Origin of the sequence: Streptomyces canus 299MFChir4.1 (assembly GCF_000383615.1) — a bacterium.
In the GTDB taxonomy this organism is placed as follows: domain Bacteria; phylum Actinomycetota; class Actinomycetes; order Streptomycetales; family Streptomycetaceae; genus Streptomyces; species Streptomyces canus_C.
The window spans coordinates 206744-230824 of the sequence record NZ_KB911588.1 but is presented as its reverse complement, the minus strand read 5'-3'; the positions used below and the strand labels follow the sequence as shown (position 1 = coordinate 230824).

Sequence of the window (24081 nt, the reverse complement as noted above, 5' to 3'; positions counted from 1 at the left end):
GGACCGCACGCCGGTCCGGTCACTTGCGGTTGTACAGCCGCATGGTGACCGGCCCGAAGACCGCGACGAACAGCCCCGCCCACCCCAGCGACCAGGCGATCTCATCGGCGGGCCAGTCGCCCGCCATCAGCTCGCGCACGGCCGAGGACAGATGGGTGATCGGGCTGTTGTTGACGAAGGCCTGGAGCCAGCCCGGCATGGTCCTCGGGTCGACGAAGACGTTGGACAGGAAGGTCAGCGGGAAGATCACCATCATGCTGACGCCCATCACCGACTTCTCGGTCCGCAGCAGCAGCCCGAACATCGTCCAGATCCACGAGAACGCGAACGAGAAGACGACCAGCAGCGCGATCCCGGCGGCCACCCCGCCGACCCCGCCGTCCGGGCGGTAGCCGATGACCAGGCCGACGACGAGCATCACCACGGACGCGATCGTGTAGCGCAGGGTGTCGCCGAGCAGATAGCCGACCATCACCGACGGCCGCCAGATGGGCAGCGAGCGGAAGCGGTCGAAGACGCCCTTCTCGATGTCGGTGTTGACCGAGACGCCGGTGTACATCGTGATCATCACGACCGACATCACCAGGATGCCCGGCAGCAGGAACTGGATGTACTCCGTCGGGGACCCGGCCAGGGCGCCCCCGAACAGGTACGTGTACATCAGCACCATCATGATCGGGAACGCGGTGACGTCGAAGAGCTGCTCCGGCACGTGCTTGATCTTGAGGACGGCCCGCCAGCCGAAGGTCAGCGAGGCCGACAGCGCGCTCGGGCGCGGCGGCCGCTCCCCGGTGACCAGCAGCGCGGCCAGCGACTCGGCACTGACGGGGGCGAGGTCCTGGGCTGCTTTGGACGGGGGCTGGGTCACGGTGCTCATGCGGCCATCTCCTCGGTGCCGTGGGTGGGGTGCCCGGTGAGGGCGAGGAACACCTCGTCCAGGCTGGGCTGGCCGAGCGAGAAGTTGTCGACGGTGATGCCGGTGCGGGCCAGTTCGGCGAGGGCGCGGGAGGCCTGTTCGGCGGCCGTGTCACCGGCTGCCGTGGCGAGCCGGGCCGTCAGCGCGACCGAGTCCGGTTCCAGCTGGACCTGGGCGTCCAGGGCCCGTCGTAGGATCTCCGCCGCCTCGGGCCGACGTCCGCCGCCTCGGGCCGACGTCCGCCGTCCCGTAGGCGCAGATGTACGGTCCCGGCGCCCACGGAGGCCTTCAGCTCGCCCTTGGTGCCCTCGGCGATCACCCGGCCGTGGTCGATGACGGCGATCCGGGAGGCCAGTTGGTCGGCCTCGTCCAGGTACTGCGTGGTCAGCAGCACGGTGGTGCCCTGGGCGACGACCGCGCGCACGATGTCCCAGACCTGGTTGCGGCTGCGCGGATCGAGGCCGGTGGTGGGCTCGTCGAGGAAGAGCAGCTCGGGGGTGTTGAGGATGGACGCGGCGATGTCGATCCGGCGCCGCATGCCGCCGGAGTAGTGCTTGACCTGCTTTCCGTCCGCCTCCGAGAGACCGAAGGCCTCCAGGAGCTGTCCGGCACGCTCGCGTGCGGCCTTCTTGTGGTGGCCGAGGAGACGGCCCAGCAGGACCAGGTTCTCGGCGCCGGTGAGGTCCTCGTCGACGGAGGCGTACTGGCCGGTGAGGCTGACCCGGCCGCGGACCTCGTCGGCCTCGCGGACGACGTCGTGGCCGAAGACGTGGGCCTCTCCGCCGTCGGGCCGCAGGAGGGTGGCGAGCATCTTCACGGTGGTGGTCTTCCCGGCGCCGTTCGGACCGAGGACGCCGTAGACCGTGCCGGCCGGCACCGCGAGGTCGACTCCGTCGACGGCCCTGGTCTCACCGAACGTTTTCACGAGGCCCGCGGTCTCGATCGCCAGGGCTGACGTGTGCTGGCTCATGGGCGGGTTCCTTCCGCGTACTTGGGCTACGCATGGGGAGACCTTTACCGTCGCGCGAACTCATCGGTTGCGCACGCGGATTTTCGGGCCGGGCGCCCTCCGGGGGCCCAGGGCCGGGTGGTCGGGCGGGGAGTAGCGTCGGGCCCATGCATGCGATCACGATTCCCGAACCCGGTGGGCCCGAGGCGCTGGTCTGGAGCGAGGTGCCGGATGCCGTGGCCGGCGAGGGCGAGGTGCTGGTCGAGGTGGTGGCCAGTGCCGTCAACCGCGCCGACATCCTGCAACGCCAGGGCTTCTACAACCCCCCGCCCGGCGCCTCCCCCTACCCCGGCCTGGAGTGCTCGGGGCGCATCGCCGAGATCGGCCCCGGTGTCTCCGGCTGGTCCGTCGGCGACGAGGTGTGCGCGCTGCTCGCGGGCGGCGGATACGCCGAGAACGTCGCCGTACCGGCCGGACAGCTGCTGCCCGTGCCCAAGGACCTCGACGTGAAGCGGGCGGCCGCGCTGCCCGAGGTGGTCTGCACGGTCTGGTCGAACGTCTTCATGGTCGCCCACCTGCGCCCCGGCGAGACCCTGCTGGTGCACGGCGGTTCCAGCGGTATCGGCACGATGGCGATCCAGCTTGCGAAGGCCGTGGGCGCCAAGGTCGCGGTGACCGCGGGCACGCCGGAGAAGCTGGAGCGCTGTGCCGAGCTCGGCGCGGACATCCTGATCAACTACCGGGAACAGGACTTCGTCGAGGAGGTCAGGAAGGCCACCGACGGGGCGGGCGCCGACGTCATCCTCGACAACATGGGCGCGAAGTACCTCGACCGCAACGTCAATGCCCTCGCCGTCAACGGACGGCTCGCGATCATCGGCATGCAGGGCGGTGTCAAGGGTGAGCTGAACATCGCCACGCTGCTGAACAAGCGTGCCGCGATCAGCGCCACCTCGCTGCGGGCACGGCCGCCGGCCGAGAAGACGGCGATCGTGGCGGCCGTACGCGAGCATGTGTGGCCCCTGCTGGACGCCGGGCACGTCCGTCCCGTCGTCGACCGCGAGCTCCCGATGAGCGATGCGGCGGCCGCGCACCGGGTCGTCGAGGAGAGCGGCCACATCGGCAAGGTCCTGCTGGTCACGCAGTAGGCGTACGGGCCTGCCCGCGTCGTACCCGCGGCGCCCCTATCCGCGCCGCACCCGCAGCGCGTAGAGGCCGAGCCCGAGTCCCAGTCCGACCAGGACCAGCCCGGTGCCGAGCGGCAGGATGAACACCTTGGGGCCGGCCACCGGCCGCTGCGCGGGACGGGACGGTCGTGCCACGGCGGTCTGCGGGGGCGGCTCCGACACGCCGGTGAGGTCATCGTCCCCGGAGTCGGTCCCCGCGGAGGCCGCCCCGTCGGCGTCCGCGTCCTCCGTCACCGGCTCCTCCGGCCGGCCCGGCCGCTCCCGGCCCTCACCCGCGCGGCTCCCCGCACGGGAGGGAGGGGCGGCCGAGGGCGAGGGCGCCAGGGAGGCCGAGGGCGAGGCGCGCTCCGGACCGTGGCCGCGCGAAAGACCCGGGGGACCGGCGGATGCCGACGCGGGGTGCCGCGGACCGTGAGCCGGCGCCGGGGGCCGCGGGATGCCGGAGGGGGAGGCCGAGCCGCCCGGCGAGGTGTGCGACGGGAGCACGGTGGCGTACGGCCGGGCGGTCTTCCGCAGGCTCTGGTGGGCCGGTGCCGAGTCCGGCGACCGCGTGGCGGACACGGAGGCCGACGTGCTCGTCGTGCCGCGCGGTGGTTCCTGAAAGGGCACCGAGTCCGCCGCCCGTCGGGCGGGCGCGCCGGCCGGGACGAGAGGCGTCAGCTCGGCGCCGTACGCGCGGTCGGTCTGCGGCACGGCGGTCACGCTCGTGCCCACCAGGATCGCCAGTACCGTCGCGCGCAGCCAGGGAGTCACGGGACAAGACTGGCATCGCGGAAGGATACCGGCATTCCGGGTGACGCCATGGGGGCGATCCGTGCCGGAAGCGGTGGATCAGCACACAGTGGGGGCACCCCAGTGGTGAGGTGTACGGGTGCGAGAGAATGGCTGCATGGAGATGCCGAGGAACGAAGGTTCGCCGGAAAGCCCCCAGATCCTGGTCGTGGGCCAGGACGGGATGGCGCTGGGCGGCGGGGGTGACGACGACTCCCGCGAGGTCCCGGTCACGGAGATGGTCGAGCAGCCCGCGAAGGTGATGCGGATCGGCAGCATGATCAAGCAGCTGCTCGAAGAGGTGCGCGCGGCTCCTCTCGACGAGGCCAGCCGGGCCCGGCTCAAGGAGATCCACGCCAGCTCGGTCAAGGAGCTGGAGGACGGTCTGGCCCCCGAGCTGGTGGAGGAGCTGGAGCGGCTGTCCCTGCCCTTCAATGAGGAGTCGACCCCGAGCGACGCGGAACTGCGTATCGCCCAGGCCCAGTTGGTGGGCTGGCTGGAGGGCCTTTTCCACGGGATCCAGACCACCCTGTTCGCCCAGCAGATGGCCGCGCGGGCCCAGCTGGAGCAGATGCGCCGCGCCCTCCCGCCGGGTGTCGGCGGGCAGGAGGACGGCATCGACCCGCGTGCGGGCGGCCGCTCAGGCGGACCGTACCTGTAATTCCCCGACCAGGAAGGGCCCGGCAGCCGACGCTGCCGGGCCCTTCGTGTCGCCGAGGGAAAGCCGCTGCTGGGAAACGCTCGTTCGGGTTCCTTTTCGTGAGTTTGGCCACGGAGTCCTGACCGTCGGCTCTTCGGACGCGGTGCCCGTTCCGTGACCGTAAGAGAAAGAAAGGTCGTGCGGGCGTTACAGCTGCCCCACGGCCGGTACACAGAATTTGCACGCTGAGACGTAGTACAGGTTTGATGGCCGGTCCGTCTCGGGCCGGTCCCCGGGCTCATCCCGGACCGGCGGCTTGCGCGAAGGCTGTAGCGTGGCCGACGGAGACCGTAACAACACCGCGCGCACCGCGGGCAGAAACGACGGCGAGGACCGATGGCACAGCAGCAGCGCGCTCAGGGCCCGTCCGACCCCGAGGCGACTGGCGGCGGAATGTCAGATGCGCCGGAGCTGTGGGGTAACGGCGGACTGGTGGGGGACGGCCGGTACCGGCTGACCCGCAGACTCGGCCGGGGCGGTATGGCCGAGGTGTTCGCGGCCGAGGACGTACGGCTCGGGCGCACCGTGGCGGTCAAACTGCTGCGCGCCGACCTCGCCGAGGACCCGACCTCCAAGGCCCGCTTCACACGTGAGGCCCAGTCCGTGGCCGGCCTCAACCACCACGCGATCGTCGCCGTGTACGACTCCGGCGAGGACTTCGTCGGCGGTCAGTCGGTGCCGTACATCGTCATGGAGATCGTCGAGGGACGGACGATCCGGGACCTGCTGCTCAACGCCGAGGCGCCCGGGCCCGAGCAGGCCCTGATCATCGTCTCCGGGGTCCTGGAGGCGCTCGCCTACTCGCACCAGCACGGCATCGTGCACCGCGACATCAAGCCCGCCAACGTGATCATCACCCACAACGGCGCGGTCAAGGTGATGGACTTCGGCATCGCCCGCGCCCTGCACGGCGCGTCCACGACGATGACGCAGACCGGCATGGTCATGGGCACCCCGCAGTACCTCTCCCCGGAGCAGGCCCTCGGCAAGGCCGTCGACCACCGCTCCGACCTGTACGCCACGGGCTGTCTGCTGTACGAACTCCTCGCACTCAGGCCGCCGTTCACCGGCGAGACCCCGCTCTCCGTCGTCTACCAGCACGTCCAGGACATCCCGACGCCTCCCTCGCAGGTCTCCGGCGCCGTCCCGCCGGAGCTCGACGGTCTGGTCATGCGCTCGCTCGCCAAGGAGCCGGACGACCGCTTCCAGACGGCCGAGGAGATGCGCGGGCTCGTCCAGTACGGGCTCCAGATGCTGTACGACCAGGGCGGCCACACCGGCACCTGGAACACCGGCCCGGTGACGGCGCACGACGGCCGCGGCACGCCCGCCGCGGGCTTCGCGAGCACCAGCGTGCTGGCGCACCCCGGCGCCGCCTCCGGCACCACCCAGATCCCGCAGCAGATCCTGCCCTCCGGTTACGGCGGCGGGGACGAGGGCGGCTTCGAGGGACACGGCAACCGGGGCAGCGGCCGCGGCAAGCTGTGGATCCTCGCCGTCCTCGCGGTGATCGCCGTCGCGGCGGGCGTCGCCCTGGCGCTCAACAACGGTGGCGGAGGTGGAGACGGTGGCGGCACCGGCAGCTCCGTGTCGCCGACCACCTCGAAGACCACCGACGACGAGACGGCCAGCGAGACGCCGAGCGACGAGGCGACGAGCGAGGAGACCGACACGTCCACGGACGACAACGGCAGCTCGGGCGGCTCCGGCTACACGCCGTCCTATACGCCGTCGTACACGCCCTCCTACACGCCTTCGCCCTCGGCGACGCAGCCGTCCGAGACGGCGACGGAGCCGTCCGACACGCCGGAGCCCACCGACACGGCCGAGCCCTCGAACACGGCGGAGCCGACCGGCGGCGGCCTCGTAGGAGGCCCGGGCGGCGGCGACGGAGGCGATTCCTGACCGACCGCGACGCCTCACGCGCGCGTGGCACCCGTTCCCGGGGCCACGCGCGCGTGCCGTTTCCGGGACCGCGCGTCAGCCCGCGAACGCGTCGCACACCGCGTCGTACTCCCGTGTCCACCACACCACCAGCGCCGAGGCCGCCGGGAACTGGGGGTCCGCGCGGGTGTCGCCGCGCTCGTAGTGCCAGCGCAGCATCCAGAAGTCGTTGAGACGCTCCCACCACACGCGGTGCACGGCCGCCGCGAGTTCCGAGGGCGTGGCTCCCGCCGTACGCCGGTACGCGCGCGCGTAGGCCCGCACCCTCGGCAGGTCGAGTGTCCCCGCGGGCCGGACGAAGAAGATCGCGGCGGCGCGTACGGCCTCCTCGGCGCGGGGCTTCACGCCCAGCCGGTCCCAGTCGACGATCGCGGCGGGGGCGTCGCCCCGGTAGAGCAGGTTGAACGGGTGGAAGTCCCCGTGCACCCAGCCCACCGGTCCGCTGTGCGGTGGCCGGCGCCCCACGTGCTGTTCGAGCAGGGCCCGCCGCTCCAGCAGTCGGTGCCGGGCCAGCTCGTCGAAGGAGTCGGCGGGCCGGTGCCGGCGCACGCGCGCCAGCAGGTCGTCGATGAGGGCGAAGGTGGTGGCGGGGTCGGCACCTCCGTCGACGGGACCCGTGTCGACGGAACCCGCGTCGGGGTCCGAGGCCTCGGCGGTCGGGTGACCGGCGTGCGGCTCTTCCGCGCGGGCGCCGGCGGCCCGAGCGGGGGCATGGCACAGCGGTAGTGGGGTGCGGTGGTGCGGCGCGGTGTCCGGGGCGCCTGCGTCGCCTCGTACGCCCCCGTCTGCCCGCGCACTCTGCTCCGTCCCCGCACGCCCCTGGAGCGGCATCACCCGCTCCAGACTCGCGTGCACCACGCCCAGCAGTGCCCCGAGGCGGCCGCACTGGGCGGCGGTGAGCTGGGAGCCGTGGCGGTGGCGGCCCTCGATCCAGGGGTGGAGGGCGTAGGCGTGGCCCCCGACGACCGCGACCGTGCGGCCGTCCCGGGCGGGGAAGGGCGGGGCCACCGGGACACCGAGGGCGGCCAGGCGCTGGGTGGCGCGGTGCTGGCGGGCGATCGCCTCGGGGGCGGCCGTCTCGGGGTCGAAGTGGTGCTTGAGGAAGTAGCGCCCACGGGTCGTGCGGAGTCGGTAGCCGCGGTTGAGGAGACCTTGGTCGACGGGATCGCAGGCGAGGGCGGAGCCCGCGGCGTACTGGCGGAGGAGGGCGCCCAGCGGGGGCGCGTGAGGCATGAGGGGTGGTACAGGAGAGCGCGGCACGCGCCAGATGCTAGGGCACGACACAGGGCTGTGAGCTGGGCGTTGTCACAGGACGTCACAGATCGACACAGGGGGTCGCGCTCGGTCTGCTTCGGTCACGGGACGCCCTCCAGGAGGCTCTCCCCGCCGGACGATGTCATGTGGTCGAGGAGAAAAACCCTGATTTCTCCATCTGGGCGCGGCCGGGAAGTCGGACACGGAAAGTCTTCCGGTGACCTGGGTAGACGGGATAACGTGCCGTTGCTCCGGCCTCCTGCAAGGCTGTGACCAGCACCCCTTCGGCCCTTTTCCGATTTACTTGGAAATCCAAGCAAAATCGCAGGTCAAAGGGGGTTTCACAGAAATGTGGAGCACTGGGTAACGTGATTCTTGCAGGGCGCTCGCCGGGGCACCTGTCACGCCTGTTCCGGCCGAGTGGCACCCACCCCGTGCCCGGGGGTCGGGAACAGGTGAGCCGCACTGGTCACCCGGCAACCCCGGGGGCCGGACCGACGGAGGAGCACACGTGACCGTGGAGAGCACTGCCGCGCGCAAGCCGCGACGCAGCGCCGGGACGAGGAAGTCCCCGAGCACCAAGCCCGAACTGGTTCAGCTGCTGACGCCCGAGGGCAAGCGCGTCAAGAACGTCGAGTACGACAAGTACGTCGCCGACATCACCCCCGAAGAGCTTCGCGGCCTCTACCGCGACATGGTGCTCACCCGCCGCTTCGACGCCGAGGCCACCTCCCTGCAGCGCCAGGGCGAACTGGGCCTGTGGGCCTCGCTGCTCGGCCAGGAGGCCGCCCAGATCGGATCGGGACGGGCGCTGCGCGACGACGACTACGTCTTCCCGACCTACCGCGAGCACGGCGTGGCCTGGTGCCGCGGGGTCGACCCGACGAACCTGCTCGGCATGTTCCGCGGGGTGAACAACGGCGGCTGGGACCCGAACAGCAACAACTTCCACCTCTACACCATCGTCATCGGCTCCCAGACGCTGCACGCCACGGGCTACGCGATGGGCATCGCCAAGGACGGCGCCGACTCCGCGGTCATCGCCTACTTCGGCGACGGCGCCTCCAGCCAGGGCGACGTGGCTGAATCGTTCACCTTCTCCGCGGTCTACAACGCCCCGGTCGTGTTCTTCTGCCAGAACAACCAGTGGGCCATCTCGGAGCCGACCGAAAAGCAGACCCGCGTCCCGCTCTACCAGCGCGCGCAGGGCTTCGGCTTCCCCGGCGTACGGGTCGACGGCAACGACGTGCTCGCGTCGCTGGCCGTCACCAAGTGGGCGCTGGAGCGGGCCCGCGCGGGCGAGGGGCCGACGCTCGTCGAGGCGTACACCTACCGGATGGGCGCCCACACCACCTCCGACGACCCGAGCAAGTACCGGGCCGACGAGGAGCGCGAGGCGTGGGAGGCGAAGGACCCGATCCTGCGCCTTCGCCGGTACCTGGAGGCCGCAAACCACGCGGACGAGGGATTCTTCGCGGAACTGGAGACCGAGTCCGAGGCGTTGGGCAGGCGAGTGCGTGAGGCGGTCCGTGCGATGCCGGACCCGGACCGTTTCGCCATCTTCGAGCACGCGTATGCGGACGGGCATGCGCTGGTCGACGAGGAGCGGGCCGGTTTCGCCGCCTACCAGGCGTCGTTCGCGGATGGGGAAGGGGCCTGATCATGGCGGCGGAGACTGTGACATTCAAGAACATGGCCCTGGCCAAGGCGATCAACGAGTCGCTGCGGCGGGCCCTGGACACCGACCCCAAGGTCCTGGTCATGGGTGAGGACGTCGGCAAGCTCGGCGGTGTCTTCCGGGTCACCGACGGCCTGCAGAAGGACTTCGGCGAGAGCCGGGTCGTGGACACCCCGCTCGCGGAGTCCGGCATCGTGGGCACCGCCATCGGGCTGGCGCTGCGCGGCTACCGGCCGGTGGTGGAGATCCAGTTCGACGGGTTCGTGTTCCCGGCCTACGACCAGATCGTCACGCAGCTGGCGAAGATGCACGCGCGGTCGCTGGGCAAGGTCAAGATGCCGGTGGTCGTGCGGATCCCCTACGGCGGCGGCATCGGCGCGGTGGAGCACCACTCGGAGTCCCCGGAGTCGCTGTTCGCGCACGTGGCGGGGTTGAAGGTGGTCTCGCCGTCGAACGCGTCGGACGCGTACTGGATGATGCAGCAGGCCATCCAGAGCGACGACCCGGTGATCTTCTTCGAGCCCAAGCGGCGCTACTGGGACAAGGGCGAGGTCAACACCGAGGCGATCCCCGGCCCGCTGCACAAGGCGCGGGTCGTGCGCGAGGGCACCGATCTGACGCTGGTCGCCTACGGCCCGATGGTCAAGCTGTGCCAGGAGGTCGCGAACGCGGCCGCCGAGGAGGGCAAGAACCTGGAGGTGCTGGACCTGCGCTCGGTCTCGCCGCTGGACTTCGACGCCATCCAGGCCTCGGTGGAGAAGACGCGGCGGCTGGTGGTGGTGCACGAGGCGCCGGTGTTCTTCGGCTCCGGCGCGGAGATCGCGGCCCGGATCACCGAGCGGTGTTTCTACCACCTGGAGGCGCCCGTGCTGCGGGTCGGCGGCTACCACGCCCCCTACCCGCCGGCGCGCCTGGAGGAGGAGTACCTGCCGAGTCTGGACCGGGTACTGGATGCCGTCGACCGCTCGCTGGCGTACTGAGGAGAGGGCCGTGACGACGATGACGGATGCGTCCGTACGCGAGTTCAAGATGCCCGACGTGGGCGAGGGTCTGACCGAGGCCGAGATCCTCAAGTGGTACGTCCAGGTCGGCGACACGGTCACCGACGGGCAGGTGGTGTGCGAGGTGGAGACGGCCAAGGCGGCCGTCGAACTGCCCATCCCCTACGACGGGGTGGTGCGCGACCTGCGCTTCCCCGAGGGCACCACGGTCGACGTGGGCACGTCGATCATCGCGATCGACGTGAGCGGCAAGGCGCCCGCGGAGGCGCCGGCCGAGGCTGCTGAAGTCCCCGCGGCCGCCGCCGCCCCCGCCGCCGCCCCTGAGAAGAAGCCGGAGGGCCGCCAGCCGGTCCTGGTCGGCTACGGCGTGGCCGCCTCCTCCACCAAGCGGCGTCCCCGCAAGGGGCCCGAGGTGCCGATCCAGCAGGCGTCGGTGGCGATCCAGACGGAGCTGAACGGCCACGGCCCAGCACCCGCGGACCCGGCGCCCACCGCGCCGGCCGTCCCCGCGGCCGCCGCCGGGCAGTCCCGCCCACTGGCCAAGCCCCCCGTCCGCAAGCTGGCCAAGGACCTGGGCGTCGACCTCACCACGGTGATCCCGTCCGGCCCGGACGGCATCATCACCCGCGAGGACGTCCACGCGGCGGTCACCGCGACCGAGACACCGGTGCCCGCGCCTGTGGTGCCCCAGGCCCAGGCCCAGGCCCCAGTCACCGTCCCGGCGGCGCCCGCCGCCTCCTACGACGCGGCCCGCGAGACCCGTGTCCCCGTCAAGGGCGTCCGCAAGGCCACCGCCCAGGCGATGGTCGGCTCGGCCTTCACCGCCCCGCACGTCACCGAGTTCGTGACGGTGGACGTCACCCGCACCCTCAAGCTCGTCGAGGACCTCAAGCAGGACAAGGACTTCACGGGCCTGCGGGTCAACCCGCTCCTGCTGATCGCCAAGGCCCTCCTGGTCGCCATCAAGCGCAACCCGGACATCAACGCCTCCTGGGACGAGACGAATCAGGAGATCGTCCTCAAGCATTACGTCAACCTCGGCATCGCCGCGGCCACCCCGCGCGGCCTGATCGTCCCGAACATCAAGGACGCCCACGCCAAGGCGCTGCCCCAACTCGCCCAGGAGCTGGGCGAACTGGTGACCACCGCCAAGGAGGGCCGCACCAGCCCCACCGCCATGCAGGGCGGCACGGTCACCATCACCAACGTCGGCGTCTTCGGCGTCGACACCGGCACCCCCATCCTGCCGCCCGGCGAATCCGCGATCCTCGCCGTCGGCGCGATCAAGCTCCAGCCCTGGGTCCACAAGGGCAAGGTCAAGCCCCGCCAGGTCACCACCCTGGCGCTGAGCTTCGACCACCGGCTGATCGACGGGGAGTTGGGCTCCAAGGTCCTCGCCGATGTGGCGGCGATCCTGGAGCAGCCGAAGAAACTGATCACCTGGGCGTGACCCCGCGCGGTGGACCAGTCGCCCCGCACTGAAGGGACGGCCGCACGCTCTGTGTGCGGCCGTCCCTTCATGACGAAGGGGCCCGCCGGTGATGCCGTGGCAGGCCCCTGGTGAGGTGCGGAGATCAGCCGATCGTCGCGAAGCCGTAGTTGAGGAGCTTCTTCGCGTCCGCCTCGCGCTGGGCGATCGAGGTGGAGGCGAGGACCGTGCCGATGACGGTCTTGCCGTTGCGGGTGGCGGCGAAGACGAGGCAGTACTTGGCCTCGGGGCCGGAGCCGGTCTTCACGCCGATGGTGCCGCTGTAGCTGCTGAGCAGGCCGTTGGTGTTGGTCCACGCCGCCATCGTGCGGGTGGAGCCCGTCTTGGTGATGGTCTTCGCCGTGTACTTCTTCGTCTTCACGACCGTGCGGAACGTGGAGTTCTTCATCGCGCTGCTGGCGATCTTCGTCAGGTCGCGCGGAGTCGAGTAGTTGTTGCCGTTGCCGATGCCGTCGAACGAGTCGAACTTCGTGTTCCGCAGGCCGAGGTCCGTGGCGGCCTTGTTCATCTTGCTGATGAACGACTTCACGCGTGCGGCACGCGTCGAGCCGGTGCCGTAGGTGTCGGCGAGCGCGTACGCGGCGTCGCAGCCCGACGGCAGCATCAGGCCGTACAGCAGCTGACGGACGGTCACCTTGTCGCCGACGATGAGGTGGGCCTGCGAGGCGTTGTTCGCGACGATGTAGTCGCTGTACGCCTTCTGGATCGTGACCTTCTTGTCCAGGTTCAGGTTCGACTGCGCCAGCACGACCTTCGCGGTCATGATCTTGGTGGTGGAGCCCGTGGAACGCTTGGTGTCCGCCGCCTTGGTGTACAGCGTCTTCGCGGTCGCGTTGTTCATGACGTAGCCGCCCTTGGCCACGATCGAGGGCGCGGTGGCGGCCTGCGCCGGCGCGGCGGCCAGGGCGCCGGTCGCGAGCATGGCGCCCGCGGTGATGCTGACCGCGGTGGCTCTGCGGATACGGCTGCCCTTGGTGCCGGTGATGGCGGTAATCAACTGAAATACCCCGATTATGTTGAATGCCCCTGAGGTGCGGCCGAGTTGAGGGGGAGAAAGGGGGCCGCACGCATGAGACACGTATGTAGCACGAATGGTTGTGGGGTGAAGCGGCCGGGGGTGCCTTCTGTGACACCGTTGGTACACAGGTCCGCATGGTGGACGCATGCTCCATGCGTACGTGTTGTATCTATGCTGTCGGCATGAGCCTGGCCGTGAAACAGCCTCCCGCCGCCGACCGCGTCTACGCCCACGTCAAGCAGGCTGTCCTGGAACGCCGTTACGAGGGCGGGACCTTGCTCACCGAGGGCGAGCTCGCCGAGGCCGTCGGGGTTTCCCGCACGCCCGTTCGAGAAGCGCTGCTCCGCCTTGAGGTCGAGGGGCTGATCAAGCTTTACCCGAAAAAGGGGGCGCTGGTCCTGCCCGTCTCCGCCCAGGAGATCGCCGACGTCGTCGAGACCCGCCAGCTCGTCGAGGGACACGCCGCCCGCAAGGCCGTACCAGCGTCCCCCCGGCTCATCGCGCGCCTGGAGGAGCTGCTCGCGCGGCAGAAGGAGCAGGCCGCCGCCGGGGACCTGGCCGGCGCCGCCGTCACCGACCGCTGTTTCCACGCCGAGATCGTGCGCAGCGGCGGCAACGAGATTCTGAACCGGCTCTACGACCAGCTCCGCGACCGCCAGCTCAGGATGGGCGTCGCCGTCATGCACGCCCACCCGGACCGCCTCTCCAAGACCCTCATCGAGCACGAGCAGATCCTGCGGGCACTGCGCTCCGGCGACGCGGAGGCGGTCGTAGGTCTGATTCACGGGCATGTCGAGTGGTTCTCCCACCTCGCCCGGGGTGAGGTCCGATGAACAGGTCCGCTCTTCCGGGTGACCCTCCGGGCGGCCGGCGCGCGATGGCCGTGTGGGGCACCGGCGTCTCCGTCTACTTCGTCGCGGTCATCTTCCGTACGTCCCTCGGGGTCGCCGGCCTGGACGCGGCCGACCGCTTCCAGGTGAACGCCTCGGCCCTGTCGACCTTCTCGATCCTCCAGCTCCTCGTCTACGCCGGCATGCAGATACCCGTCGGGCTGCTCGTCGACCGGCTCGGCACCAAGAAGGTGCTGACGCTCGGCGTGGTGCTCTTCACGGCGGGGCAGCTCGGCTTCGCGTTCTCACCGTCGTACGGCACCGCCCTCGCCTCGCGCGCCCTGCTCGGCTGCGGCGACGCGATGACCTTCATCAGCGTGCTGCGCCTGGGCAGCCGCTGGTTCCCGGCCCGGCGCGGACCGCTGGTCGCTCAGCTCGCCGGACTCGCCGGCATGGCGGGCAACCTGGTCTCCACTCTGGTGCTGGCCCGGCTGCTGCACGGCATCGGCTGGACGCCCGCGTTCGCGGGCAGCTCACTCGCGGGCGTCGTGGTGCTGGTGCTGCTGCTCCTCTTCCTCAAGGACCACCCCGAGGGGCACGAACCGGAGCCGTTCCCGCACCAGGGCGCGGCCTATGTGCGGCGGCAGATCGCCGCGTCCTGGCGCGAGCCCGGCACCCGGCTCGGGCTGTGGGTGCACTTCACGACCCAGTTCCCGGCGATGGTGTTCCTGCTGCTGTGGGGCCTGCCGTTCCTCGTCGAGGCGCAGGGACTGTCCCGGGCGGTGGCGGGCGAACTGCTCACGCTCGTCGTGCTGTCCAACATGGTCGTCGGCCTGGTCTACGGCCAGGTCGTCGCCCGGCACCACGGGGCGCGGCTGCCGCTCGCGCTCGGGACCGTGGGGGCGACGGCGCTGCTGTGGGCGGCCACGCTGGTCTACCCCGGCGAGCGGGCGCCGATGTGGCTGCTGGTCGTGCTGTGCGTGGTGCTCGGCTCGTGCGGTCCCGCGTCGATGCTCGGCTTCGACTTCGCGCGGCCGGCGAACCCGCCTGAGCGGCAGGGCACCGCGTCCGGCATCACCAACATGGGCGGGTTCGTCGCGTCGATGACCACCCTGTTCGCCGTCGGTGTGCTCCTGGACGCGACCGACGACAACTACAGCGTCGCCTTCTCCTCCGTCTTCGTGCTCCAGGCGCTCGGCGTCAGCCAGATCCTGCGGCTGCGCGGGCGGGCGGCCCGGCGGGAGCGCGAGCGGCTGGTGGCGAGCCGGGTGGAGACGGTCCACGTGCCCGCCTGAACATGCGTCAGCGGACCTGGACGAGCGCGCGTCAGGCGGGTCGGCCGAGAGCGGGAACGGTCCCGGCCGCACCCGTCCGCTAGCGCGTCACCGTGAAGTTCCGCAGGATCGCCGACGTCAGTTCCGGGTCGCCCTCCGCCTTCACCCGGTCCGCCGCCGCCTCCACGCTCACGCGGCCGCAGGCCAGGCGGACGTAGGTCTCCCAGTCGAGGCTGAGGGCGGCGGCCGGGCCGAGCGCGGGCGCGGTCTCCAGAGTGCCGCGCCCCTGGATGTCGACGCGGATGGTGCGCAGGAACTCGATGGGCCCGTGGACGTCGAACACGATCGCCGAACTGCGGGGCGCGTCCGCCTTGACGGCCACGATGTCGGGGAGCGCGGCGAGCAGGACGTCACGGGCGATGTGCGCGCCGGGGGAGTCGAGGTTGCCGGGCCGGCCGAGAGCGGTACGCAGGTCCTGCTCGTGCACCCAGACGTTGAAGGCGTGCTGACGCATGGCATCAGCGAGGGTCAGCTCGGTGCCGAGCGGGCCGCGTACCTTCGTGCCGGGGTCGCGGGACTCGTTGCGCAGCTGGCGGTTGCGGCGGATGATGACGTACTCCAGCTCGGAGGTCATCTCCGGTGCCGTGTGGTGACGGCGGACGTCGACCTGCATCTCCATGTACCGCTGGGACTCGTTGGTGACGTGGTAGAGGTCGCGCGGCAGTGAGTGGATGGGGCGCGGGTCGCCCAGCATCTCGCAGTCCAGGCCGATGACATGGGACACCACGTCCCGCACCGACCAGCCCGGGCACGGGGTCCGGCGGTTCCACTCTCCCTCCACGAGGGGGGTCACCAGCTCGGATATCGCTTCGATGGAGTGGGTCCAGGCGTCGGCGTAGGGCTGGAGGGTGGAATGCAGACTCACGGAACGGGACCCCTCGGCGGTCGGAGCACGGGCTGGTGATGGCGGCGTTGCCAGTGGAGGTGGTGGCTGTCGGCGGGTGTCTTGGAACGCTAAGTTACGCTGCTGTGAGGCACCCCGGCAGTGCTTTCGTGTGACGATCGTAGGCCCGTAACGGACGGCCCGAATGCCAGGACGGTGGTAGTGTGCGCGCCTCTCTGATCCAGATCGCCGTGGATGAGGACGAATCGGTCGAAACGCGTCGCCTTCGCGGGGCGTCACTCGTACGCGAACAAGCCGGAGCCGACCTCGTCGTGCTGCCCGAGCTGTGGACCACCGGGGCGTTCGCCTTCGAGGAGTTCGCCGGCCAGGCCGAACCCCTGGAAGGGCCGACCCACGAGGTCATGGCGAAGGCCGCGAGCGACGCGGGCGTCTGGCTGCACGCGGGCTCGATCCCCGAGCGGACCCCGGACGGCACCCTCTACAACACCTCCCTCCTCTTCTCCCCCTCCGGCGAACGCGCCGCCTCCTACCGCAAGATCCACCGCTTCGGCTTCGACAAGGGCGAGGCCGTCCTGATGGGCCGGGGCGAGGACCTGGTGACGGTCCGTCTGCCCGAGACGACCCTCGGCGTCGCCACCTGCTACGACCTCCGCTTCCCCGAACTCTTCCGCGGTCTCGTCGACGCGGGCGCCGAGACCCTGGTGATCCCGGCGGGCTGGCCGGAGCGCCGCCGGGAGCACTGGACGCTGCTGGCCCGGGCGCGGGCGGTCGAGAACCAGGCGTTCGTGCTCGCTTGTGGAACGGCCGGGACGCACGCGCGAGTTCCGCAGGCCGGTCACTCGATCGTGGTGGATCCATGGGGCCAGGTCCTCGCGGAGGCGGGCGCCGCCGAGGAGGTCCTCACCGTGGAGTTCGACCCCGGGAAGGTGGCCGTGACCAGGGAACAGTTCCCGGCCCTGAAGGACCGGGTGCTCTGAATCCCCGTCGCCGCGTCAGCCGCCCCCGCCCGCCGCGTCAGTCGTCCTCCCGCTCCTTCTCCGCGAGGTGGATCACGCACACCGCCACCGCGATGAGCAGCGCCGGATCCGCGTCTTCGCGGACGATGTCGACGCCGTAGGTCTCCCGGACGTGCAGCCAGCGCCGCGAGACCACCGCGAGCAGCTCCCCGTCGTACTCGACGGCGAACTCCCGGTCGAGGATCTTGCCGCTGACGTCGAGTTCGGTGCTGCCGTCGGCGAGGGCCACCCGGTAGTGGTTGCGCAGCAGCGACAGGCGTTTCTTCTTGATCGTCGCCAGCGGCTCGCCGTCCCGCTCGATCACCATCGTGTCGCGCAGCGCGAACATCTTCTGGTGGATGTCGATCAGGACCCGCCCGCGGGTGTCCTTCAGTTCGAAGGTGTCCCGGACCCGCATGGCCTTGCCGTCGACGAGGAAGACCTTGTTGCCCCGGTCGTCCTCGATCCAGTAGTCGTCACCGATGCCGAGCAGCCGGTCGCGTACGAGGAATCTCATGCCGTTACCGCTTCCCCGGCGCCGGTCCCGAAACGCCGCCGATAGGCCGACGGGCTGAGTCCCGTCTCGCGCCGCACACGCGCGCGGCGGTTCGCGGCCGTCCCCAGACCGCTCCTCGCGGGGCGTGGTCGCGCAGCATGCCGGTGAGGGCCATGTGCACGCGATCGAGCGGCTGGTGACGGAGCTGGAGGCGGAGCACGGGGCGAAGGGCACCCTCCGGCGCGGCGACGGGCCGTACGTGGCGCCCGAGCCCGAGCCGACCACCCTGCGCTTCCGGGGCAAGGCGCTCCTGCTGCCGTCCGGGAACCTCCTGGTCAGCGACACCACCCGGCACCAGCTGGTGGAGCTCGCGGCGGACGGCGAGAGCGTCGTACGGCGGATCGGCTCCGGCGCGCGGCTTCGCCGACGGTACGGCGGAGACGGCCGGCTTCAACGAACCGCAGGGGCTCGCCCTCCTGGACGAGGGCTCCGTGGTGGTCGCCGACACCGTCAACCACGCCCTGCGCCGCCTCGACCTCGGCACCGGCGAGGTCACCACCCTGGCCGGCACCGGACGCCAGTGGTGGCGGGGCTCCCCCACCGCCGGCCTCGCGCGCGAGACGGATCTGTCCTCCCCGTGGGACGTGGCGGTGTGGCGCGGCCTGGTGTGGATCGCGATGGCGGGCGTCCACCAGCTGTGGGCCTACGACCCGGGCGACGAGACCGTCGCGGCCGTCGCCGGCACCACCAACGAGGGCCTGGTCGACGGGCCCGGCGCCGAGGCCTGGTTCGCCCAGCCCTCCGGCCTGGCCGTGGCGGCGGACGGCGAACGCCTGTGGCTCGCCGACTCCGAGACCTCCGCCCTGCGCTGGGTGGACCCGGACGGGGTCGTCCACACCGCCGTCGGCACCGGTCTCTTCGACTTCGGGCACCGCGACGGCGCCGCGGTGAGGTCACCACCCTCGCCACGGATCTGCGGGAACCGAGCGACGCGGTCCTGGTCGGGGAGGAGATCGTGGTCGTCGAGTCGGCCCGGCACCGGCTGACCCGGCTCAGGCTGCCCGAGGAGGCCGTACGCGTCGAGTCGACGTCCCATCGCACCCGGCGCGCGGCCACCGAAGTGGCTCCGGGCAGGCTTCGGTTGGACGTGGTCTTCCAGGCCCCGGCGGGCCAGAAGCCGGACACCAGATACGGCCCCTCGACCCGCCTCCTGGTCTCCGCCACCCCGCCCGAGCTGCTGAAAGACGGCGAGGGTGCGGGAACAGAGCTGTTCCGCACCCTCGACCTGAACCCCGCGATCGAGCAGGGCGTCCTGCACATCTCGGCCATGGCCGCGTCCTGCGACGACGACCTGGCGAACGAGTACCCGGCCTGTCATGTCCACCAGCAGGACTGGGGAGTCCCGGTCCGTCTGACACCTTCGGGGACGGACCGGCTGGCGCTGATCCTCGCCGGGATGGACCAGAGCCCGTAGCGGCCCCTACCGCCTGCGCGGGACCAACTTGAACAGCGCCACCCCCGCCGCCACCAGGGTCGTGGCGGTCACCAGCATCGCCATGCTGTTCAGCCACAGCCCGGTCGCGGCCAACGTGGCGCCTCCGGCACCGGTCGTGCCGGCACCGATCACTCTTCCGTACATGCGCTTTTCTCCTATGAGGGGTACATACCGAGGGTTACGTCGCCACCCACTTCTCCTCGCTGCGGCGCAACAGGCCCCACAGCGAGGTGAAGTAGACGGCGTGCTGGAAAAGGTCGTAGAGCATCTCCGGCACCATGAGCGCCGCCACCAGCACGGCACGTGGTCCCGCCCGGCGTACGGAAACCGTCTTCTCGACCACGAAGACGAGCCCGATCGCGGTCCAGAAGGGGGAGAAGCCGGGCCAGCCGTACAGGGTGGTGTAGGTGACCATGTAGGTCAGGTAGACCAGGAAGGACAGCGCGCCGAAGCCCATGAGGAGCTGCTGCATGAAGTAGCGGGCGGTGACACGTGTCCAGCCGTAGTCGCGCAGGTTCTCCAGGGCGCCGCGCTGCCAGCGCAGCCGTTGGTGCCACAGCTTGCCCAGGGTGGGCATGATCTCGGTGGTGACCGCGCAGCCGGCCGGGGACATGGCCCGGTAGCCGAGGGTCTTGATCGCCTTGGTCATCTCGTCGTCCTCGGTGAGCGAGGCGAGGCTGTAGTAGGCCTGGCCGCCGCCGAGCTGCCCGGCGCGGCGGGCAGCTCGCACCTCGCGCAGGACGCGGGCGCGGAACATGGTGCCGGTGCCGGTGAGGACCTGGGCCTTGCCGCCGGTGCGCTCCAGTTCCCAGGCGTAGCGGTGGAACTCCATGCGCTGGAGCAGTCCGAGCAGTCCGCCGCCGTCCTCGCCGTAGAAGACCCCTCCGACGGCGCCGACCTTGCGGTTGAAGGTGCCGATCGCCGTCTCGCTGAACGAGGGGTTGAGCACGGTGTCGGCGTCCTGCACCAACAGCAGGTCGCGGTCCTCGAGATGGGGCAGCACCCAGGCGATGGCCTGGTTGAGGGCGCCGGCCTTCTTGTGCGTGTTGCCCTCGGTGGCGAAGACCCGGGCGCCGTGCGCGACGGCGATCTCGGCGGTGGCGTCGGTGCAGTTGTCGGCGACCACCACGATCAGGTCGGGGCGCCGGGTCTGCCGCCACAGGCCCTGGATCGCGTCGGCGATGCGGTCCTGTTCGTTGTGGGCCGGTATCAGCGCCACCAGGCGCAGCGGGAGGTCGAGTTCGTCGGGGGCGGCGTGGGCGCGGCGAGCGGCGTGCCGGTGGGGGCGCGCTGATCTCGGATCGGGCGCCACGACGGTTGTCGTGGGGTGGAGCACGGGGAGCCCCCGGGTGCGCTGGTGGTTCACGCCCGGCACTGCAGACCCCCCGGGCTCTCAAGGATCCCGAGTTTTCACTATTTCCACACAAGCGGACAAGACAACTGTGATCACGGAATGCTCACAGTTGTCTCCGGACGCCCTGTGCGTCCGTCGTCCCGCTCGATGCCCCTTACGCGCTGTATTCGTCCGCGCGCCAAATCTGTCTATACGCCGTATCTGTCTACACGCCGTATCCGTCGGAGTATCCGTCGCGGCGCTCCTCCACGACCGTCGACGTGGTGGGCGGTACCACCACACGCCGACGCCGGGCGATGCTGCTGAACGTCGTCACGCCGATCAGTCCCACGATCATCAGGATCACACCGACCAGGTCGAGGTTGACCCCCTGCATGTGCCAGTCGGTGGCGAACGTGAGGATTGCTCCCACGGCGATGAGGATGATGCACCCGCCGAGGCCCATGAGTGTCGCCTCCCTGTCCGGTCCGGTAGTTCCGGCCCGGACCTCCGGGTACCCCCACTTCGCGCGAACTACCCCTCCAGGAACGCGACCAGAGCGTTCGCCAGCAGATGCGGGTCGTCCGCGCCGCACAACTCCCGCACGCTGTGCATCGACAGGATCGCCACGCCGATGTCGACGGTCTTGATGCCGTGCCGGGCCGCGGTGATCGGGCCGATGGTCGTGCCGCAGGGCATGGAGTTGTTGGACACGAAGGACTGGAAGGGCACGTCCGCCCGCTCACAGGCGGCGGCCCACACGGCACGGCCCGAACCGTCCGTGGCGTAGCGGTTGTTGACGTTGACCTTCAGGATCGGGCCGCCGTTGACCCGCGGGTGGTGCGTCGGATCGTGCCGCTCCGCGTAGTTGGGGTGCACGGCGTGCCCGGTGTCGGAGGACAGACAGACCGTCCCCGCGAAGGCCCGCGCCCGGTCCTCGTACGACCCGCCGCGCGCGAACACCGACCGCTCCATGACCCCGCCGAGCAGCGGCCCGTCCGCGCCGGTGTCCGACTGCGAGCCGTTCTCCTCGTGGTCGAAGGCGGCGAGGACGGGGATGGACGACGGCTCCGAGCCGCTCGACACCGCGGCCAGGGCGGCCACCCCCGCGTGCACGGACAGCAGGTTGTCCATCCGCGGGCCGGCCACCAGCTCCTTGTCCCGGCCCAGGTAGGCAGGTGCCTCCACGGAGTGCGTCATCAGGTCCCAGCCGGTCACCTCGCCCGCGCCGAGCCCCAGTTCCTCGGCCAGGAAGGCGATCAGGTCGCCGTCGCGCACGTCGTTGCCGAGGCCCCAGACGGGCTGCAGATGGCGCTGCTTGTCGAGCTTGAGCCCGTCCGACGACACCGCGCGGTCCAGGTGGATCGCGAGTTGGGGCACTCTCAGCAGCGGCCGGTCCACGTTCACCAGCCGCGTCGAACCGTCCCGCAGGGTCAGCCGGCCGGCCAGCCCCAGGTCACGGTCGAGCCAGGAGTTCATCAGGGGACCGCCGTAGATCTCCACGGCGACCTGGCGCCAGCCGTGCGCTCCGCTGTCCGGCTGCGGCTTGACCCGCAGGTTCGGGGAGTCGGTGTGCGCGCCGACGATGCGGTACGGCGTGTGGGGCGCCGCGCCCTCGGGGACGTACCAGGCGATGATCGCGCCGCCCCGCAGCACGTACTTTCCGCCGCTCGACCCTTCCCAGGCGTCCGTCTCCGAGACCTGGCGGAAGCCTGCCTTCTCCAGCCGCTCGGCGGCGTTCGCCACCGCGTGGTACGGCGTGGGGCTCGCCGCCAGGAAGGTCATGAGGTCGTCGGTGTGGCCGCGGTCGAAGCGGTGGGGTGCGCTCATGGGGTTCACCTTAACGACGTACGAGAGCCCGCTCCGGCGATGGGAGCGGGCTCTCGTACGGTGGGTGTGCAGCTGTACAGGTGTGTCCTAGAACGCGGCCTCGTCCAGCTCCATCAGGTCCAGCTCGACGCCCTCGGCGACCTTGCGGGCCAGGGTCACGCCGGGCAGGACGTTGGCCGCGAAGAACTTCGCGGCAGCGATCTTGCCGGTGTAGAACGCCTTGTCCTTGGCGGAGGCGGTCTCCAGCTTCTCGGCGGCGATCGCGGCGCCCTTGAGGAGCAGGTAGCCGACGACCACGTCACCCGAGGCCATCAGCAGGCGGGTGGTGTTCAGGCCCACCTTGTAGATGTTCTTGACGTCCTGCTCGGTGGCCGCGAGGTCGGTCAGCATCAGGCCGACGATGGCCTCCAGCTCGACGGCCGCCTTGGCGAGGTGCTCGCGGGCGTCCGCGAGCACCTCGCCGCCGGTGCCGAGCGCCAGGAACTTCTTGATGTCCTCGGCGAGCGAGTTCAGCGCGGCGCCCTGGTTGCGGACGATCTTCCGGAAGAAGAAGTCCTGGCCCTGGATCGCGGTGGTGCCCTCGTACAGGGTGTCGATCTTGGCGTCGCGGATGTACTGCTCGATCGGGTACTCCTGCAGGAAGCCGGAGCCGCCGAAGGTCTGCAGCGACTGGGCGAGCTGCTCGTAGCCCTTCTCCGAGCCGTAGCCCTTGACGATGGGCAGGAGCAGGTCGTTCAGCGCCTCCAGCGCCTTGATGTCCTCGCCCGCCGCCTCCTTGACCTGGATCTCGTCCTGGATGGAGGCCGTGTACAGCACCAGGGCGCGCATGCCCTCCGCGTACGCCTTCTGCGTGATCAGCGAGCGGCGCACGTCGGGGTGGTGCGTGATGGTGACCTTGGGCGCGGTCTTGTCCATGAAGTTCGCCAGGTCGGGACCCTGGACGCGCTCCTTGGCGTACTCCAGCGCGTTCAGGTAGCCCGTCGACAGCGTCGAGATCGCCTTCGTGCCGACCATCATCCGCGCGAACTCGATGATGCGGAACATCTGGCGGATGCCGTCGTGCTTGTCGCCGATGAGCCAGCCCTTGGCGGGGTGGCGGTCGCCGAAGGTCATCTCGCAGGTGTTGGAGGCCTTCAGGCCCATCTTGTGCTCGACGTTGGTCGCGTACACGCCGTTGCGCTCGCCCAGCTCGCCGGTCTCGAAGTCGAAGAGGTACTTGGGCACGAGGAAGAGGGACAGCCCCTTGGTGCCGGCACCGGCGCCTTCGGGCCGCGCGAGCACGTAGTGGAGGATGTTCTCCTCCATGTCGTGCTCACCGGACGTGATGAAGCGCTTGACGCCCTCGATGTGCCAGGAGCCGTCCTCCTGCTGGACCGCCTTGGTGCGGCCGGCGCCGACGTCGGAGCCCGCGTCGGGCTCGGTGAGGACCATCGTGGAGCCCCACTGCTTCTCCACGGCGACCTTGGCGATGTGCTTCTGGACCTCGTTGCCCTCCTCGAAGAGGATGCCGGCGAACGCGGGGCCCGAGGAGTACATCCAGACGGCCGGGTTGGCGCCCAGGATCAGCTCGGCGAAGGCCCAGATCAGGGAGCGGGGCGAGGTGGTGCCGCCGATCTCCTCGGGCAGGCCCAGCCGCCAGTACTCGGAGTCCATGAAGGCCTTGTAGCTCTTCTTGAAGGACGCCGGGACCGGCGCGGTGTTCGTCTCGGGGTCGAAGACCGGCGGGTTGCGGTCGGCGTCCGCGAAGGACTCCGCCAGCTCGTTCTCCGAGAGGCGGGTCAGCTCCTCCAGGATGCTCTTCGCGGTGTCGACGTCCATCTCCGCGAAGGGCCCGGTGCCGTACAGCTTGTCGCGCCCGAGTACTTCGAAGAGGTTGAACTCGATGTCGCGCAGATTCGACTTGTAGTGCCCCATGGCGACGGCTCCGTTAAGAGTTCGGCGAGGCACTTGGTTCCTCGCGCTAGTTCACGTACCAACAAGTAGCTACGATGATGCTACCCGTCGGTAATAAGTCGCA

At 70.5% G+C, this 24081-nt stretch carries 20 protein-coding genes and 3 pseudogenes; 10 read left to right on the top strand and 13 right to left on the bottom strand.

Annotated elements, in window-relative coordinates:
- Nucleotides 1-19: 19 nt before the first annotated feature.
- Nucleotides 20-877, bottom strand: a complete 858-nt coding sequence (locus tag H293_RS0118955) for an ABC transporter permease (RefSeq protein ID WP_020119436.1) — start codon at nucleotides 875-877, stop codon at nucleotides 20-22.
- Nucleotides 874-1886, bottom strand: a pseudogene (locus H293_RS52785) (ATP-binding cassette domain-containing protein). Before H293_RS52785 ends, H293_RS0118955 begins: the two are co-directional and overlap by 4 nt.
- A 146-nt stretch (nucleotides 1887-2032) precedes the next feature.
- Between H293_RS52785 and H293_RS0118945 the strand changes: the two are divergent.
- On the top strand, nucleotides 2033-3013 hold the full coding sequence (locus tag H293_RS0118945) for an NAD(P)H-quinone oxidoreductase (protein WP_020119435.1): 981 nt from the start codon (nucleotides 2033-2035) through the stop codon (nucleotides 3011-3013).
- A gap of 36 nt (nucleotides 3014-3049) precedes the next feature.
- On the opposite strand, the gene H293_RS0118940 is transcribed toward H293_RS0118945, so the two are convergent.
- Entirely contained in the window at nucleotides 3050-3805 is a 756-nt protein-coding gene (locus H293_RS0118940) for a hypothetical protein (RefSeq protein WP_020119434.1), read from the bottom strand.
- Between the two features lie 136 nt (nucleotides 3806-3941).
- Here H293_RS0118940 and H293_RS0118935 point away from each other — a divergent pair, with 136 nt between their 5' ends.
- Both H293_RS0118935 and H293_RS0118930 read left to right on the top strand, forming a co-directional pair.
- Nucleotides 3942-4484: a bacterial proteasome activator family protein gene (locus H293_RS0118935; protein WP_007383385.1), complete on the top strand. Its 543-nt coding sequence runs from the start codon at nucleotides 3942-3944 to the stop codon at nucleotides 4482-4484.
- Between the two features lie 375 nt (nucleotides 4485-4859).
- Nucleotides 4860-6428 carry a protein kinase domain-containing protein gene (locus H293_RS0118930; RefSeq protein ID WP_028807992.1) on the top strand — a complete coding sequence of 523 codons (1569 nt, stop codon included), beginning with the start codon at nucleotides 4860-4862 and terminating at the stop codon, nucleotides 6426-6428.
- 75 nt (nucleotides 6429-6503) lie between these two features.
- Here H293_RS0118930 and H293_RS0118925 read toward each other — a convergent pair whose 3' ends face one another.
- On the bottom strand, nucleotides 6504-7700 hold the full coding sequence (locus tag H293_RS0118925) for a phosphotransferase (protein WP_020119432.1): 1197 nt from the start codon (nucleotides 7698-7700) through the stop codon (nucleotides 6504-6506).
- A gap of 532 nt (nucleotides 7701-8232) precedes the next feature.
- Here H293_RS0118925 and pdhA point away from each other — a divergent pair.
- From pdhA to H293_RS0118910, 3 genes are read left to right on the top strand one after another with little or no spacing between them, the layout of a single operon-like run.
- The gene (gene pdhA, locus H293_RS0118920) at nucleotides 8233-9381 is read left to right on the top strand and encodes a pyruvate dehydrogenase (acetyl-transferring) E1 component subunit alpha (protein ID WP_020119431.1); all 1149 of its coding nucleotides are present in this window, start codon (nucleotides 8233-8235) and stop codon (nucleotides 9379-9381) included.
- Between the two features lie 2 nt (nucleotides 9382-9383).
- A complete protein-coding gene (locus tag H293_RS0118915) occupies nucleotides 9384-10379 on the top strand; it encodes an alpha-ketoacid dehydrogenase subunit beta (protein WP_020119430.1) in 996 nt (331 codons plus the stop codon).
- A gap of 10 nt (nucleotides 10380-10389) precedes the next feature.
- Complete coding sequence (locus H293_RS0118910) at nucleotides 10390-11850, top strand: dihydrolipoamide acetyltransferase family protein (protein WP_020119429.1); 1461 nt, start codon at nucleotides 10390-10392, stop codon at nucleotides 11848-11850.
- A gap of 124 nt (nucleotides 11851-11974) precedes the next feature.
- Here the strand turns inward: H293_RS0118910 and H293_RS0118905 are convergent, their stop codons facing one another.
- Nucleotides 11975-12811 carry a D-alanyl-D-alanine carboxypeptidase family protein gene (locus tag H293_RS0118905; RefSeq protein ID WP_259294494.1) on the bottom strand — a complete coding sequence of 279 codons (837 nt, stop codon included), beginning with the start codon at nucleotides 12809-12811 and terminating at the stop codon, nucleotides 11975-11977.
- 278 nt (nucleotides 12812-13089) lie between these two features.
- On the opposite strand from H293_RS0118905, the gene H293_RS0118900 reads away from it, so the two are divergent.
- Both H293_RS0118900 and H293_RS0118895 read left to right on the top strand, forming a co-directional pair.
- On the top strand, nucleotides 13090-13740 hold the full coding sequence (locus H293_RS0118900) for a GntR family transcriptional regulator (RefSeq protein WP_028807990.1): 651 nt from the start codon (nucleotides 13090-13092) through the stop codon (nucleotides 13738-13740).
- Complete coding sequence (locus H293_RS0118895; RefSeq protein ID WP_020119426.1) at nucleotides 13737-15032, top strand: MFS transporter; 1296 nt, start codon at nucleotides 13737-13739, stop codon at nucleotides 15030-15032. The genes H293_RS0118900 and H293_RS0118895 overlap by 4 nt, the downstream gene beginning before the upstream one ends.
- Nucleotides 15033-15111: 79 nt before the next feature.
- Here the strand turns inward: H293_RS0118895 and H293_RS0118890 are convergent, their stop codons facing one another.
- A complete protein-coding gene (locus tag H293_RS0118890; protein ID WP_020119425.1) occupies nucleotides 15112-15936 on the bottom strand; it encodes a maleylpyruvate isomerase family mycothiol-dependent enzyme in 825 nt (274 codons plus the stop codon).
- A 182-nt stretch (nucleotides 15937-16118) separates the two neighbouring features.
- Between H293_RS0118890 and H293_RS0118885 the strand changes: the two genes are divergently transcribed.
- A complete protein-coding gene (locus H293_RS0118885) occupies nucleotides 16119-16892 on the top strand; it encodes a carbon-nitrogen family hydrolase (RefSeq protein WP_020119424.1) in 774 nt (257 codons plus the stop codon).
- A 37-nt stretch (nucleotides 16893-16929) separates the two neighbouring features.
- On the opposite strand, the gene H293_RS0118880 is transcribed toward H293_RS0118885, so the two are convergent.
- Both H293_RS0118880 and H293_RS60190 read right to left on the bottom strand, forming a co-directional pair.
- Nucleotides 16930-17427 (bottom strand): LURP-one-related/scramblase family protein, encoded by a 498-nt coding sequence (locus tag H293_RS0118880; protein WP_020119423.1) that lies wholly within the window; start codon nucleotides 17425-17427, stop codon nucleotides 16930-16932.
- Nucleotides 17424-17546, bottom strand: a pseudogene (locus H293_RS60190) (AraC family transcriptional regulator); the annotation flags it as partial. The gene H293_RS0118880 and the pseudogene H293_RS60190, both read right to left, overlap by 4 nt.
- Before the next feature lie 5 nt (nucleotides 17547-17551).
- Between H293_RS60190 and H293_RS52780 the strand changes: the two are divergent.
- Nucleotides 17552-18880, top strand: a pseudogene (locus H293_RS52780) (NHL repeat-containing protein); the annotation flags it as partial.
- Nucleotides 18881-18886: 6 nt separating this feature from the next.
- On the opposite strand, the gene H293_RS59210 reads toward H293_RS52780, so the two are convergent.
- From H293_RS59210 to H293_RS0118845, 5 genes are all read right to left on the bottom strand, one after another.
- Complete coding sequence (locus H293_RS59210) at nucleotides 18887-19045, bottom strand: hypothetical protein (RefSeq protein WP_020119422.1); 159 nt, start codon at nucleotides 19043-19045, stop codon at nucleotides 18887-18889.
- A 34-nt stretch (nucleotides 19046-19079) separates the two neighbouring features.
- Nucleotides 19080-20276, bottom strand: coding sequence for a glycosyltransferase family 2 protein (locus tag H293_RS0118860; protein WP_020119421.1), 1197 nt, complete (start codon nucleotides 20274-20276; stop codon nucleotides 19080-19082).
- Nucleotides 20277-20460: 184 nt separating this feature from the next.
- Nucleotides 20461-20700 carry a DUF6458 family protein gene (locus H293_RS0118855; protein WP_020119420.1) on the bottom strand — a complete coding sequence of 80 codons (240 nt, stop codon included), beginning with the start codon at nucleotides 20698-20700 and terminating at the stop codon, nucleotides 20461-20463.
- Between the two features lie 68 nt (nucleotides 20701-20768).
- Nucleotides 20769-22064, bottom strand: a complete 1296-nt coding sequence (locus H293_RS0118850; RefSeq protein WP_020119419.1) for a M18 family aminopeptidase — start codon at nucleotides 22062-22064, stop codon at nucleotides 20769-20771.
- An 87-nt stretch (nucleotides 22065-22151) separates the two neighbouring features.
- Nucleotides 22152-23978, bottom strand: a complete 1827-nt coding sequence (locus tag H293_RS0118845; protein ID WP_020119418.1) for an acyl-CoA dehydrogenase — start codon at nucleotides 23976-23978, stop codon at nucleotides 22152-22154.
- Nucleotides 23979-24081: the final 103 nt, after the last annotated feature.